This window comes from Lentzea sp. NPDC055074, from assembly GCF_053608005.1.
In genome coordinates, this window is the sequence record NZ_JBSGUQ010000014.1 from 86334 (window position 1) to 100485 (window position 14152).

General features: G+C 68.5%; 11 protein-coding genes. 2 read left to right on the forward strand and 9 right to left on the reverse strand.

Translation table 11 applies throughout. The annotated features are described in order from the left end of the window. Positions 1–16 precede the first annotated feature (16 nt). Both ACWF7A_RS28530 and ACWF7A_RS28535 read right to left on the reverse strand, forming a co-directional pair. Entirely contained in the window at positions 17–316 is a 300-nt protein-coding gene (locus tag ACWF7A_RS28530) for a hypothetical protein (protein ID WP_452253561.1), read from the reverse strand. An 84-nt stretch (positions 317–400) separates the two neighbouring features. After that, complete coding sequence (locus ACWF7A_RS28535) at positions 401–811, reverse strand: HAD-IA family hydrolase (protein WP_452253562.1); 411 nt, start codon at positions 809–811, stop codon at positions 401–403. A 69-nt stretch (positions 812–880) separates the two neighbouring features. Here ACWF7A_RS28535 and ACWF7A_RS28540 point away from each other — a divergent pair, with 69 nt between their 5' ends. Next, positions 881–1291 carry an Rv3235 family protein gene (locus ACWF7A_RS28540; RefSeq protein WP_452253563.1) on the forward strand — a complete coding sequence of 137 codons (411 nt, stop codon included), beginning with the start codon at positions 881–883 and terminating at the stop codon, positions 1289–1291. A 572-nt stretch (positions 1292–1863) separates the two neighbouring features. Here the strand turns inward: ACWF7A_RS28540 and secA are convergent. Continuing rightward, on the reverse strand, positions 1864–4812 hold the full coding sequence (gene secA / locus ACWF7A_RS28545; RefSeq protein WP_452253564.1) for a preprotein translocase subunit SecA: 2949 nt from the start codon (positions 4810–4812) through the stop codon (positions 1864–1866). Between the two features lie 363 nt (positions 4813–5175). Further along, positions 5176–5841, reverse strand: a complete 666-nt coding sequence (hpf, locus tag ACWF7A_RS28550; RefSeq protein WP_452253565.1) for a ribosome hibernation-promoting factor, HPF/YfiA family — start codon at positions 5839–5841, stop codon at positions 5176–5178. A gap of 980 nt (positions 5842–6821) precedes the next feature. On the opposite strand from hpf, the gene ACWF7A_RS28555 reads away from it, so the two are divergent. Further along, a complete protein-coding gene (locus tag ACWF7A_RS28555) occupies positions 6822–7457 on the forward strand; it encodes a ComF family protein (RefSeq protein ID WP_452253566.1) in 636 nt (211 codons plus the stop codon). Between the two features lie 627 nt (positions 7458–8084). On the opposite strand, the gene ACWF7A_RS28560 is transcribed toward ACWF7A_RS28555, so the two are convergent. The 5 genes from ACWF7A_RS28560 to ACWF7A_RS28580 form a co-directional block, all read right to left on the reverse strand. Then, complete coding sequence (locus ACWF7A_RS28560) at positions 8085–9821, reverse strand: LpqB family beta-propeller domain-containing protein (RefSeq protein ID WP_452253567.1); 1737 nt, start codon at positions 9819–9821, stop codon at positions 8085–8087. Then, entirely contained in the window at positions 9818–11602 is a 1785-nt protein-coding gene (mtrB, locus tag ACWF7A_RS28565; RefSeq protein WP_452253568.1) for an MtrAB system histidine kinase MtrB, read from the reverse strand. Before mtrB ends, ACWF7A_RS28560 begins: the two co-directional genes overlap by 4 nt. 10 nt (positions 11603–11612) lie before the next feature. Then, on the reverse strand, positions 11613–12290 hold the full coding sequence (gene mtrA, locus ACWF7A_RS28570; RefSeq protein ID WP_030471262.1) for an MtrAB system response regulator MtrA: 678 nt from the start codon (positions 12288–12290) through the stop codon (positions 11613–11615). A gap of 185 nt (positions 12291–12475) precedes the next feature. Continuing rightward, complete coding sequence (locus ACWF7A_RS28575; RefSeq protein ID WP_452253569.1) at positions 12476–13306, reverse strand: SAM-dependent methyltransferase; 831 nt, start codon at positions 13304–13306, stop codon at positions 12476–12478. Between the two features lie 76 nt (positions 13307–13382). After that, the gene (locus ACWF7A_RS28580; RefSeq protein WP_452253570.1) at positions 13383–14027 is read right to left on the reverse strand and encodes a dTMP kinase; all 645 of its coding nucleotides are present in this window, start codon (positions 14025–14027) and stop codon (positions 13383–13385) included. Positions 14028–14152: the final 125 nt, after the last annotated feature.

The window sequence follows — 14152 nt, forward strand, 5'->3', positions numbered from 1 at the left end:
TCGCCGGACTCGGTGATCAGAGCCAGTCGACGTGGTACCCGTTCACCCGCGGGTACCCGAGCAGCGAGGTACACGCGGCCACCGACGGCTCGCCCCTGACCCGGCCGATCGTGCCGTAGGAGTCCCAGACCCCCAGCCCGTTGGTGCAGTGCGCGACGGCCCGGAACCGCCCTGGCCGGCCCTCGTCGCAGAAGACCTCGATGGTCCGCCCGTCCCGCAGGTAATCCTCGTAGCAACCGCGTTCCTGCGCCTGTGCGGGTGATGCAATTGCCGTGGCTGCAATGGCGACTGCAACACAAGCGACAATTCTTCGCATTTTCTCCCCTATGCAATCGGCGACTGACCAAAAAGACGCTAGTACGTGGCCGAATAAGGGGCAATGACGCTCCGGGGTGAACCCTCAATCGCGGAGCGCGATCGCTAGCAGGATCTCCAGCTCCTCGAGGGTGGACCGTGTCGACCGATGGTGGACACCGACCATGCCGGCCTCGGCCGCCCCTCTCACGTTGACCGCGAGGTCGTCGACGAAGACGCACTCCGCCGGTTCGAGGTCGAGCTTGGTGGCCGTGAGCAGGTAGATGTCGACGTCCGGCTTCGCGAGCCCGACCTCACCGGAGAGGATCGTGACGTCCAGCAGCGCGGCGAGGACGGCCGGCGGACTCCACCACCCGTCCGCATTGGACAGCAGCGCCGTCTTGAGGCCGTGCTGCCTGGCCTTGCGCAGCGCGGTGAGGAGCGGCGGCTCGGCGGGGTTGTCCTCGCCGGGATCGGTCAGCACGCCGCCGTAGTCGAGCACCAGGGCTTTCAGCATGGTTGGGACCGTAACCCCACTTTCGGGTGTTCGGCGTCCTGATCGGTCCGGTGGCGCGCCAGGTCTCGCATGCCCCCAGTTGTTCGACGCCTTCCCGCCTACGAGCCACCGGTCGGTTCCTCGGGCTTCGTCATTCCGCGGCCTCGGCCACGGCCGGCGTGGGTTCCGGTGCCGGAGCCGCCCTCGCCTGCTTTGGACGCCTGCCGGTTGGTCGGGGTGGTGTTGGAGGTCCTGGACGGGCGGCGGGCCGTTCGGTTGCTGCGGGAGGTTGCTGTGCCCGGGGTGGCTGCTCGGTTGGCCGGGATGGTTCGGGCCTCCAGTACCCGAATGGTTCGGGCGCCTCGGGTTTGTCATCCGGCTCGGTTCGTCGCGGAGATTTCGGTGACTGTTCGGCGGGGTGGGCGGGTTTTCGCTGTGGCCGCTCGGGCTGAGCATCGGGGTGGGAGGTGGTGGTTCACCTCGTTCACGGTTCTGCGGTGAGGGTTTGTGGCGGTTCCAGCGGAGGGGTCGGCCTGTGCGGTCGCGTCGCCTTGCGTGGCCGGTTGCGTGGGTCGTGACGTGGCGGTGCGGGGCATCGCCGCTTCGCGACGATCGCGATTGAGGCTTGACCTTGAGCCTCTAGCTGGATGCCATATCGGACCTTTACAAGCTGGGCATAACAACCCAGCCGATCCCTGCCACGGTCGCATCCAGCCCCTCAAGGTCAAGCCCCAATCGCGCGGTACCCACCCTTGTCGCCGGTTGCCAGTCAGGTCGAGGTAGGCACGCCTCGGCTTCGCCATTGCCGCTGGTGGCAGGGTGGCTCAGCCGCGCCGTGCCAGACCGCACCTGGCCTCACCACGACTAGCCCCTGCCTCGCGCCGCCTGGCCTGCGCACCTGCCCGCTTTGCCCGACCTTGCCCGCCCACCTGCGCTGCCCGTCTCGGAACTCTTCGCCTCGACATACCTGCCTGGACTGAAAACTCCTCAGACTCCACAAGGCCCCCCGAACGCCGCGTGGGCCGCGCTCCCGAAGGAACGCGGCCCACGCGGTGGTGGTGCGGTCGAAAGACCTAGCGGTTCTTGCGGTTGTTCTTGGCCGCCTGACGGGCCGCCTCGCGGCGCTCCTTGCGGGTGCCGCCGCCCTGCTGGCCGCCTGCGCCCTCCGGCTCGCCGTGCTCCTCGACGCCGCCGTCCTCGGCCGGGCCGCTGTAGCTCAGGTTCTGCTGGCCGGGGGCGCCGAGGCCCTTGCCGCGCAGGGCCGGCGGGATGGCGTTGCCGCTGGCCAGCTGTGCCATGGCCGGGCCCGCGGGGGCGTCGGGCTGGCGCTGGGCCTCGGCCTGGGCCGCTGCTGCTGCGCGGGCACGGGCCCGTGCGCCGCCGCCTCCGCCGTTGCCCGACACCTGCGGGAGTGCCTGCGGGGCCGCGCCCAGGGTCACCGGGACCTCGGGCTGGGCCGGCTCCGGCTCCGCTGCCTCTACCTGGAGGTTGAACAGGAAGCCGACGGTCTCCTCGCGCAACGCGTCGAGCATCGCGTTGAACATCTCGAAGCCCTCGCGCTGGTACTCGATGAGGGGGTCGCGCTGCGCCATCGCGCGCAGGCCGATGCCCTCCTTCAAGTAGTCCATCTCGTAGAGGTGCTCGCGCCACTTGCGGTCCAGGACGGACAGCAGGACGCGGCGCTCCAGTTCGCGGATGGCGCCTTCGCCGACCCGGCTGTCGATGTCCGCCTCGCGAGCGCGGTAGGCGTCCATCGCGTCCTTCACGAGGAGGTCGCGCAGGTACTCGCGCGTCACGTCCTCATCGGACTCGAGGATCTCCTTCGGGTCCAGCGAGACCGGGTAGAGGGTCTTGAGAGCGGTCCAGAGCTTCTCGAAGTCCCAGTCCTCGGCGTAGCCGTCGGCCGTGGCGCCGTTGACGTACTCCTCGACGACGCTCTCGATCATGTGCTCGACCTGGTCGCGCAGATCCTCGCCGGCGAGGACGCGGTGGCGCTCGGCGTAGATCACCGTGCGCTGGCGGTTCATGACCTCGTCGTACTTGAGGACGTTCTTGCGGATCTCGAAGTTCTGCTGCTCGACCTGCGTCTGCGCGCTGCGGATGGCGCGGGTGACCATCTTGTGCTCGATCGGCACGTCGTCCGGCACGTTCAGGCGCGTCATGACCATCTCGACCATGGACGCGTTGAAGCGGCGCATCAGTTCGTCCTGCAGGGACAGGTAGAAGCGCGACTCGCCCGGGTCGCCCTGACGGCCGGTGCGGCCGCGGAGCTGGTTGTCGATGCGGCGCGACTCGTGGCGCTCGGTGCCGAGCACGTAGAGACCGCCGGCCGCGCGGACCTCGTCGGCCTCGGCCTTGCCCAGCGTCGTCAGTTCCTCGACGACCTTGGCCCACTCGGCCTCGTACTCCTCCGGCGTCTCCACCGGGTCGAGGCCGCGGTCGCGCAGCTCGTGGTCCGCGATGATGTCCGGGTTGCCGCCCAGCACGATGTCGGTACCGCGGCCGGCCATGTTCGTCGCGACGGTGACGGCGCCCTTGCGGCCCGCCTTCGCGATGATCAGCGCCTCGCGGTCGTGGTGCTTCGCGTTCAGCACCTCGTGCGGGATTCCCCTGCGCACCAACAGCTTCGACAGGTACTCGGAGCGCTCGACGCTCGTCGTGCCGATCAGGACCGGCTGGCCGTTCTCGTGCTTCTCGGCGATGTCGTCCGCGACGGCGTCGAACTTCGCCTCCTCGCTCTTGTAGACGAGGTCGGGCTGGTCCTTGCGCTGCGGCGGGCGGTTCGTCGGGATCGGGACGACGCCCAGCTTGTAGGTCTGGTGGAACTCGGCCGCCTCGGTCTCGGCGGTACCGGTCATGCCGCCGAGCTTCTCGTACAGGCGGAAGTAGTTCTGCAGCGTGATCGTGGCGAGAGTCTGGTTCTCCGCCTTGATCTCGACGTTCTCCTTGGCCTCGATGGCCTGGTGCATGCCCTCGTTGTAACGGCGACCGGAGAGCACACGACCCGTGAACTCGTCGACGATCATGACTTCACCGTTGCGGAGGATGTAGTCCTTGTCGCGGTTGTAGAGCTCCTTCGCCTTGAGGGCGTTGTTCAGGTAGCCCACCAACGGCGTGTTGGCCGCCTCGTACAGGTTGTCGATGCCGAGCTGGTCCTCGATGAACTCCACACCGAGCTCGGTGACGGCGACCGTGCGCTTCTTCTCGTCGTACTGGTAGTGGAACGACTTCGACTTCTCCTCGATGACCTCGATGCGGTCCTTCTGGGAGAGCTGGGTGACGTCGATGCCGCGCATGCGCGGGGCGAGCCGCGCGAACTCGGTGTACCAGCGAGCGGACTGCTCGGCCGGGCCGGAGATGATCAGCGGCGTGCGGGCCTCGTCGATGAGGATCGAGTCGACCTCGTCGACGATCGCGAAGTAGTGGCCGCGCTGCACGCACTCGTCCAGGCTCCACGCCATGTTGTCGCGCAGGTAGTCGAAGCCGAACTCGTTGTTCGTGCCGTAGGTGACGTCCGAGTTGTACGCGACGCGACGCTGCTCCGGCGTCATCTCGGAGAGGATCGCGCCGACGGTGAGGCCGAGGAAGCGGTGGACGCGGCCCATCCAGTCCGCGTCGCGCTTGGCCAGGTAGTCGTTCGTGGTGATGACGTGGACGCCCTTGCCGGCGATCGCGTTGAGGTAGACGGGCATGACCGAGGTCAGCGTCTTGCCCTCACCGGTGCGCATCTCGGAGATCTGACCGAGGTGGAGTGCCGCTCCGCCCATGAGCTGAACGTCGTAGGGGCGCTGGCCGAGGGTGCGCTTCGCGGCCTCGCGGGCGACGGCGAACGCCTCCGGCAGCAGCTCGTCCAGCGACTCGCCCTCCGCGTGGCGTTTCTTGAACTCCTCGGTCTTGCCGCGCAGCTCGGCGTCGGAGAGGTCCACCACCTCGTCTTCCAGGTGGTTGATGTGCTGGGCGATGTTGCGGAGGCGCTTGAGCATCTTGCCCTCGCCGGAGCGGAGCAGTCGGGACAGCACCATCTGGATAGACCTCATCACCTGTATCGCGGCGCGCCCACGTCGGACGCCTTTCCCCTGCCCATCGTAGGCAAGTCGCCAAGATGTGTGCACGGACACAGGCGGATTGGGGCACCCGACCTGGTATGTGCAGGTCAGGTGCGGTTTCTGCGATCTTCCCAGACCACCTGTCGCCGTTGCCCCCACCTCGGCTACTGCTGTGGAGAACGCATGAGGGCCGCGTAAAGGTTCCTGGTCCGGCCGATTTCACCTTCACGGTGAACATCACGCCCTCAGATGGGGCCGACCGGGGGTAGACGCACGCCGCCGCCCCGCACGCGAGGGGTGCGGGGCGGCGGCGGTCGAAGGAACGAGGGTCGAGCGGGGTCAGGCCAGCCTGATCACGCCGTAGTCGAATCCCTTCCGGCGGTAGACGACACTCGGGCGTCCGCACTCGGTGTCGGCGAACAGGTAGAAGTCGTGTCCGACCAGTTCCATCTCGTAGAGGGCCTGGTCGACGGTCATCGGTTTGGCGGCGTGCTCCTTCTCGCGTACGACGCGTCCGGGCAACTTGTCTTCGAGGCCGTCGTCCCAACGCTGCGCGGGCACTTCCGCCATGCCCTCGTAGTCGGCCTCGGGTGCGTCGAGCACCGCGGTCTTGGCGCGGCGCGACGTCATGCTTTCGCCTGCGGACGGATCGACCAGTCCGCTTGTCGCTTCGGCCACCGAGATCGGGGCCCGCGCCCCGTGGTGGACGCGCCTGCGGTCGTGTGACCGACGCAGACGGTTCTCGAGCTTCGCGACCGCAGCATCCAGCGCGGCGTAGAAGTCACCCGCGCAGGCTTCGGAACGGACCACAGGTCCACGTCCCTTGCCGGTGATTTCGACCCGCTGGCAGTTCTTCGACTGTCGGCGGTTCGGCTCGTGGAAAAGCTCCACGTCGAAGCGGATGACCTTGCGGTCGTAGCGCTCAAGCCGGGCCAGCTTTTCGGCGACGTGAACCCTGTAGTGATCGGGCACCTCGACGTTGCGGCCCTTAACGACGATGTCCATACACGACCTCCCTCGCTTTGCTGCGAGCTATGGCTGGACTGCATTTAAAACGCCGTGGCGATCTTGGATCGCAGATGTGTCGCAGAGGGTCGTCTCCCTCAGCTCTCACGGCGCCAGGATCATGGGCTGTTCGCCTCCTCCCCGCGGGCCGGGAACGCTGATAGCGGTGCACGTTAGCTTGGGATTCACCGTCGCGTAAGCCCCCTTGACGGGGGAACGACGAGATTTTTTGGTGACTACGCAGCGCGACGACTCCGCGTTGCCAATCGCTTCCCGAGCGTGCGCCGAACCAAACACGGCAACGCTTCGCTCACCCGAACGGCGCACACCCGGACCGGCACTCGACGGCAGCGTCGCTGCGTCGAACGGGTCCAGTCGCGGCCTCATACCCAGCCAACGGGCGACCCGCGCGTCATGTTCCCGAAACCCGGAAGAGATCGATTCCGAACCACTCGGTGGACGCCTCGCGCACTTCTTCCCGCCGAAGTGAGCGGCCCGGATGCCCGATCACAGCCCTGTCACGCCCGCCTGAACGGCCGATTTAGCCCAATGGCGGACAAGGCAGTCGATCACCACCACAGTGGGACGTAGTGATTGTCCAATGAATAACCGCTGGTCAGCCCGATACGTGAATAGTCGTTAACTTCTCGGGGGTGTAGCGGGCCCGCAGACGGGCCGCTCGGAGAGGTGATCGTCCGACGCCCGAGCTCGTTGATCCACGGCCTCGCTTGCGGACGCCTCAGTTCTGAAACGTCGGCTCAACAGACGTTGGGACAAACGGGTCGAAACGAGTTACAGGATCTTGGGGCATCGTCACAGAACTCGTGCCGGACAGGGGATTTCCGCCGCGCGGACACGTCCCGGAGATCGACAACGACACCGGAACTTCACCCTTGTGGGCGGTGCCGAAAGACCCCGTCGGGCCCCTTCGCGGCATCCGGCCCGAATTTTCTGTCGGACCTCGCCGCCATCCTGATCCCATGACACCTTTCGACCTGCTCGTGCCCGTCGACCTGCTCGTGCCCGCCGTCTGCTCGGGCTGCGGCCGCTCCGGCACCGAGTGCTGCGCGCAGTGCCTCGGCGTGTTCGGCCCGCCTGCTCGCCTCCAGGTCCCCGGTGTGGGGCCGCCTGTGTGGACGCTGGCCGCCTATCACGGTGCGGCGAGGGAGTTGGTGCTCGGCTTCAAGGAACGGGGCGCACGGGCCCTTGCAGCCTGGTTCGGCGCGCTCGTCGCGGCGGCACTGGTGGCGGTCGGCCCTCCACCGTGGACGCTCATCCCCGCGCCGTCCCGCCGTCAGGCCGCGCGGGACCGGGGCGGGGACCACATGCTGCGGATCGCCCGGGAGACGGACGTCGCCGTTGTCGCGCCCGTGCTGGGACTCGCGCCCGGTGTGGCCGACTCGGTGGGGTTGAGGGCCGGGGCTCGCCGGCGGAACCTGGCTGGGCGGGTGTTGGTCCGGGGGCCTTCGCCGCCGGGTACCACGGTGCTGCTGGACGACGTGGTGACCACTGGGGCCACGGCCGCTGCTTGTGTGCGCGCTTTGCGGCAGGCGGGGGTGCGGACAAATGCGGTGCTGGTGCTCACCTCGGCTCGGCCGCATCGGCCTGGGGAGTGAGGGGTGAGGGCGGTGGCGCGGGGCCTGTGGCAGCGCGGCTTTGGGAGGCGGTGGCGGAACTGCGGCAGTGAGACTTCGGGAGGCGATGCGGGACTGTGACAGCGCGGCTTTGGGAGCTGGAGCTTGCGGTTTCGAGAGCGCGGCAGCGCGGCTTCGAGAGCGCGGGACCGCAGCACCGAGCGCGGCACGGAGAGCAGGAGCGTGCGGCTTCGGCAAGGCTCGGGCGCGCAGCTGCTGGGGCTGGGCTGCATCGCTTCAAGAGCGAGGCAGCGTGGTTGCGGGAGCTCGGCTTCGGCAGCGGAGAGCGTGCGGCGTCGGGAGGCGCGGGCATGTGGCTGCTGGGGCTGGGCGGCACCGCTTCAGGAGCGCGGGAGCCCGACTTCTAGCCCAGGAGGGCGGGAGCGCGGCTTCTGGCCTGGGAGCCCGGCATCGAGAGCGGAGAGCGTCGGCTTCGCGGCTGAGGCTCGCACCGATCTGCGAAGCAGGCGCGACTGGATCAGCCCCGCAGGAACCGTCCCGAGGTCGGCGAAGCCGCGCGATCTCCTGCTCGTGCTGACCTGACCGCGGCGCCTACCGCGTCTGGTCGACGGCACATGCGGACCGCGTCCGCCTGGCCAGACCGGACCGTCAGCCCGGGTAGAACACCAGCGCCCCGGCCGGCACCCGGATCCCGCTCGACCGCCACACGTCGGTGATGTCCGAAGCCGACCAGAGCCCGGAAGGATCGACCACCTGCACCTGGCGTGCCGCCGCGGCGGCCACCGACCCCACGGGCACGGTGAGGTTCGACTGGCTGTAGCGGTCCATCTTGTAGCCGTCCGTGTAGACCCTGGTGACCGGCCACGAAGGCAGTGAGGAGGAGACCACCAGCACGTCCTGCGAGAGCCAGTCGATGGACTGCACTGACGCGCCCAGGGTCGACGGTTGCAGCTGCCGCGGGGAGCGCAGGGACACGTCCTGGTTGTTGCGCACCACCGAGGCGATGTAGAGCTTGCCGGCGATCACCAGGGCGGCACGGGTGCCGTCGCGCGAGAGGCGCAGTTCGCTGATCGAGCCGAACGGCAGCAGGTCGGTGATGTTCACGCCCTTGGCGGTCCAGCTGCCGTTGTCGGACCGGGTCACTCGGGCCACCTGGGTGCCGTTGGCGGTCGTCCAGACCTCGGTGGCCGGTTCCTTCGGGCCGCTCGAGAGGAGCCAGGTCGGTCTGGTGAGCGTGGTGGCGTTCAGGTCCACTTCGGACAGGTCCGACTCCAGCTCGCCCACTCGCAGGCGCATCGCGCCGCCCGCGCGGGAGACCACGGCGAGTCGCGAGCCGTCCAGGGACTGGGCCGCCGAGACGGCGTTGTACGCGCCGTTGCCCGCGGGTCCCTTGATGGGGGCGCCGTCCGTCAGCGAGCGGACCGAACCGTCCGCCACGATCATGCCCTGGAGGTTCGCGTTCAGTGCCAGCAACGCGTCGCCCGCGGTCGCGGACACGTCGGACGGCCGGTAGTCGCGCTGGTCCGGCAGGATCTGCTGGCCGTCCACGAGCACCCGCAGGCGGGACGACGTGACGCCCGACAACGACTTCACGACCTGGGCGACGATCTGCTTGCGCTTCTCCGGGGTCAGGTCCTTGCCGACGTTGGTGAGGTTGACCTCGAGGGCGCCGTCGTCGGATTCGAGGGTGTCCGAGAACTTGTCGGTGTCCGGGCCCAGCGCGCTCACCAAGGTGTCGCGCACGGCGTCACCGGGGCCCGCGATCAGCAGTTCGGTCACGCGCGTCGGGATCGAGGTGGCCGGCGGGATCACGACGTAGCGCGGGTCCGGCACCAGGACGGTGAACTCGGGGTTGTAGAAGTACAAGGTCACGCGGCGGTACGTGGTGTTGAACAGGTTCTGCGGCATGTAGATGCCCGCGGGCGGTTCGGAGATCCGCCACTGGTTCTCGCTGTTGCGCTCGACCTTCACCGGCTTCTGGAAGTCGCCGAGCTGTGGGACGAACGCGTTGTCGCTGCCGAGCCTGCCGACGTACTTGCCCTGCAACAGCACGGTCTGCGTCTTGTCCTGCGGCGCCTGCGACGTCGGCACGGTCGAGAAGCCGCTCTCGATGATCGTGGGGTTCTTGGTGTCCCACTTGCGGCTCGCGTCCTGCGTCATGAACGCGCGGGCGGCCGCGTAGTTGTTGTCCGGGTTCGAGGTCGCGTCGATGAAGTCGCGCACGAGCATGAACGGGTCGATGTTCTGGCGCGGTTCCGGCGCGGTGAGGGTGCTGGACGCCTTGTTGTCCTTCGACCCGATCGGTTTCGGCTGGGTGTTCGTCGGGATCGCGGCACACCCGGCCAGGGTGACGAGCACGATCACCAGCAACGCCAGCCGCTTCACCGCACTTCCTCCGAGACCTCGTCCGACTTCGACTTCGACTTCGACACCGGGTCCGACAGCGCGGAGGGCCCGTCGACGGGCTCCGCGGGCTGCCAGGTGATCTCCTCCGGCCGCAGCTCGATCTCGCCGGGCTCCTCCTCGACGATCGGCTCCTCGACCACGGCGACGGGTTCGAGCTCGATCGCGGGCGCCAGCGGCAGCGGGCTCTCGCGCAGCTCCTCGCCGTGGCGGCGCGGCAGCGTCAGGCGGAACACGGCACCGTGGCCCGGCTCGCCCCACGCCTCCAGCCAGCCGCCGTGCAGCCGGGCGTCCTCCAGGGAGATCGACAGGCCGAGGCCCGTGCCGCCGGTGCGGCGGTTGCGCGACGGGTCGGCGCGCCAGAAGCGGCTGAACACCAGTTCGGCCTCGCCCTTGCGCAGGCCTACGCCGTGGTCCCGCACGGTGATCGCGACGGCGTCGTCGTTGCCGCGCATGGTGAGCTCGACGGGCTGGCCCTCGCCGTGGTCGATGGCGTTCGCGAGCAGGTTGCGCAGAATCCGTTCCACGCGGCGGGAGTCGAGCTCGGCGACGAGCTCGGAGTCGGGAAGGTCCAGCACCACCGGGGAGTTCGCGCTCGTCGAGATCGCCCTCACCGAGTCGTGCGCCCGGCGCGCCAGCACGCGGATGTCGACCTGGTCCGCGGTCAGCTCCTCGACGCCGGCGTCGAGGCGGGAGATCTCCAGCAGGTCGCCCAGCAGCGACTCGAACCGGTCGAGCTCGTCGACCAGCAGCTCGGTGGAGCGGGCGAGCCCGGCGGGGAACTGCTCGCGCGAGGCGTGCAGGACGTCCGCGGCCATGCGCACCGTCGTCAACGGGGTGCGCAGCTCGTGCGAGACGTCGGAGGTGAACCGGCGCTGCAGCTGGCCGAACTCCTCCAGCTGCTTGAACTGGGCCTGGATCGACTCGGCCATCTCGTTGAACGACTCGGCCAGGCGCGCCACGTCGTCCTCTCCGACGACGTGCATGCGTTCGTGCAAAGTGCCGTCCGCGAACCGTTCCGCGACCTCGGCGGCCTGCCGGACGGGACGCACCACCTGGCGCGTCACCAGGTTCGCGATCAGGGCGAGGAGGACCAGCAGCACGATGCCGCCGACGGCCAGAGTGGACTGCACGACCTCGGCCGTGCGCTGCTCGGCGGTCAGCGGGAAGATCAGGTACAGCTGCATCGAGCGCGCGGACGTGCTGATCGGCAGCCCCACCACGAACAACGTGGTCTGCGCGCCGTCGCGCTGCACGGTGTGGATCTGGGTGCCGGACCCGCCGTCCTCGACCATCTCGCGCAGGCCGCGCGGCACGTCCTCGAGCTTGCCGACGGACGGCACCCGCCCGACGCCGGCCGAGCTCTGCCCGTCGGCCAGCACCGGTTCGAACGCGCCGGCGCCCGCCGTGGTGGCGTCCGTACCGGCACCACCGACAGCGAGCTTGTTGATCGCGCTGGTGAACCGCGTCTGCACGCTGTCCGGGCCGGGGTTCAGGCCGACCAGGTCGGACTGGATCAGGTTGCGCGACGCCATGGCCTGGCGCACCGCGGCCTCGTCCTTGGTGCTCAGCAGCTGGTTGGTGATCTGCATCTGCAGGACCATGCCCAGCACGAACACCACGGCCGACGAGAGCGCGAGCGTGGACACGACGACGCGCAGCTGCAGCGAACGACGCCAGAGGTCACCAAACGCGGCCCATCGCTTACGCGCTTCCTCCAAGAGGAACTGCGCCTTCGCGATGGCCGGCCGAACGAACTTCATACGCCACCTGTCACGGAGGGCCGGCCTTGTACCCGACACCGCGGACAGTCAACACCACCTCGGGGTGTTCCGGGTCCCGTTCGACCTTGGAACGCAGCCGCTGCACGTGGACGTTCACCAGGCGCGTGTCGGCGGCGTGGCGGTAACCCCACACCTGCTCGAGCAGCACCTCGCGGGTGAACACCTGGCGCGGCTTGCGGGCCAGCGCGACGAGGAGGTCGAACTCCAGCGGCGTGAGCTGGATCGGCCTGCCCTCGCGCAGCACCTCGTGGCCGGGGACGTCGATCGTCAGGTCGCCGATCTGCAGCACCTCGGAGGGCTCGGCCTCGGTGCGCCGCAGGCGCGCCCGGATGCGAGCCACGAGCTCCTTGGGCTTGAACGGCTTGACGACGTAGTCGTCCGCACCGGACTCGAGGCCCAGCACCACGTCGACCGTGTCGCTCTTCGCGGTGAGCATCACGATCGGCACGCCCGACTCGGACCTGATCGCCTTGCAGACGTCGATGCCGTTCATGCCCGGCAGCATCAGGTCGAGCAGCACCAGGTCGGGCTTGAGCTCGCGCAGCGCGGGCAGGGCACGGGCACCGTCGGCGACCACCGCGGTGTCGAAGCCCTCCCCGCGCAACACGATCGTCAGCATCTCCGCCAGGGCGGGGTCGTCATCGACGACGAGCACGCGTGCCTTCATACCCAACATCGTTGCACTGCCGGTCGCGCGTTCGCGCACCGCCCACGCTCCGTTGCTGCTGGTGGCGATGTGCGCTCGTTCGGTAACCGGCCGGAACTGTCGTTCCACGTACCCCACCTCGCCCCGTTTGACCTGCTCGTCGCGGGAGTAACCGCGCGAGGATCACCTTTCGTTACGAGGCGCTCTCACGCAGTGCGAACGGCCGAGGCCAGCCAGATGCGCGCGTCACCCACTTTGCGCGGGTCGGTGATCGCCGGTACCGCGCGGTCGTGCTTCGCGGCCAGGTCGACCTGATGGGTGACCTCGGCGTCCCAGCCGTAGCCGGCGAGCCATTCGACCGGGTCCTCCACGTCGGACTGCCAGCGGGCGTCCAGCGCGTCGAACCGCCGGTGCACGGGCTTCATCTGCGGAAGCTCGCGGAAGGCGCGGTTGACGTGTTCGAGCGCGAGCGTGCTGCCCCGGGCCGACAGCGCGCTCACCCAGTAGAGGATCTGTTCTCCCGCGTCCGGCGGCAGGAACATGAAGAGGCCCTCCAGCAACCACGCCGTGGGCCTCTTCGGGTCGAACCCGGCGCGTATCAACGCCGTCGCCCAGTCGTCGCGCAGGTCGCACGGGACGACGACGCGTTCACAAGTGGGCTGGGCGAGCTGGTCGCGCAGGGCGTCGTCCTTGAACTCGATCAGCTCGGGTAAGTCGAGCTCGAAGAGCGTTGTGCCCGGCGGCCACTGGAGCCGGAACGCTCTTGTGTCGAGACCCGCCGCCATGATCACGACCTGGGGTCGCGGCGTGGCGAGGAGCTCGTCGTCGAAGTAGCGGGTGCGCAGGACGAAGTGGTCACCCGCGAGGGTGCGGACGCCGTTCAGGTCACTCGCGGAGCCGGCGGCCTCCACGAGTCCGGCGGCGAGCGGGTCGTCGAAGAGGCGGTGGAGATGTCGTTGCTCGTTGGCGCGGGCGGCAGCGATCAGCACCGCCGTACGAGCGACACCGACCGGGGGGCGCTGCAGAACACGCTTCAAATTGAGATCTCCTATTCACTCACAGTGACAAACCGGACACTCGATCGTGTCAATCGGTACGCACGTGAGCGACCACTCAAGGAGTGAAGAGCGGTTCCAGAAGCGAATGAAAGTTCACGTTTGACCGCCCGTCGACCACTTGCCACGGCGCGAGCCAGCCGACGTTCGCCAATCCGTCGTAAACGACACCGCATCTGGCCTGCAACGACCCATCGGATTCATAAATGTCTCGAGTGCGGGACTCGTCGTTCTGTTCGCGTTTCGCCGCTCGTTCCGCCGCGACTTCCACGGGCACGCGCAGCAACAGGTGCAGATCGGGAACGGGAAGCCCGAAACGTTCGATCTCCAGCTCGTACACCCACCGCACGAACTCGCCGTGCTCGTCCTGGTGCAGCCGCGCGGCGCTGTACGCGGCACTCGACGCCACGTACCGGTCCAGCAGGACCACGTCGTGCTCCTCGAGGTCCTTGCGGATCTCGTCGGCCGCACCGCGCCGGTCGAGCGCGTAGAGGACGGCCATCCCGTAGACCGAGTCGCTGAGGTCGCCGAGCCGGCCGTACAGGCCGTCGCGAACCAGGTCAGCGTGCACGCTGATGCCGTACCGCGGGAACGCGTGACTGGCCACGGTCCTGCCCTGGGAGGCCAACGCCTCGGTCAGGCCGTTGGCGAGCGTGCGCTTGCCGGCCCCGTCCAGACCTTCGATCACTACGAGCTTTCCCACGCGAAAACCCTAACGGGAGCCCTGACGGGACCGGTTCCGGCCACTCACACGGCCGCAGGAGGTCCCCCACACGGGCGAAATCCGATCTTTCGATCACCAGAACGAGTGACTACGGTGAACAGTCA

Excerpts from the sequence above, each read along its gene's own strand:
- ACWF7A_RS28530 (WP_452253561.1), bottom strand. The coding sequence starts at position 316 with ATGCGAAGAATTGTCGCTTGTGTTGCAGTCGCCATTGCAGCCACGGCA.
- ACWF7A_RS28535 (WP_452253562.1), bottom strand. The coding sequence starts at position 811 with ATGCTGAAAGCCCTGGTGCTCGACTACGGCGGCGTGCTGACCGATCCC.
- ACWF7A_RS28540 (WP_452253563.1), top strand. The coding sequence starts at position 881 with ATGCCCCCAGTTGTTCGACGCCTTCCCGCCTACGAGCCACCGGTCGGT.
- secA (WP_452253564.1), bottom strand. The coding sequence starts at position 4,812 with ATGGTGCTGTCCCGACTGCTCCGCTCCGGCGAGGGCAAGATGCTCAAG.
- hpf (WP_452253565.1), bottom strand. The coding sequence starts at position 5,841 with ATGGACATCGTCGTTAAGGGCCGCAACGTCGAGGTGCCCGATCACTAC.
- ACWF7A_RS28555 (WP_452253566.1), top strand. The coding sequence starts at position 6,822 with ATGACACCTTTCGACCTGCTCGTGCCCGTCGACCTGCTCGTGCCCGCC.
- mtrB (WP_452253568.1), bottom strand. The coding sequence starts at position 11,602 with ATGAAGTTCGTTCGGCCGGCCATCGCGAAGGCGCAGTTCCTCTTGGAG.
- mtrA (WP_030471262.1), bottom strand. The coding sequence starts at position 12,290 with ATGAAGGCACGCGTGCTCGTCGTCGATGACGACCCCGCCCTGGCGGAG.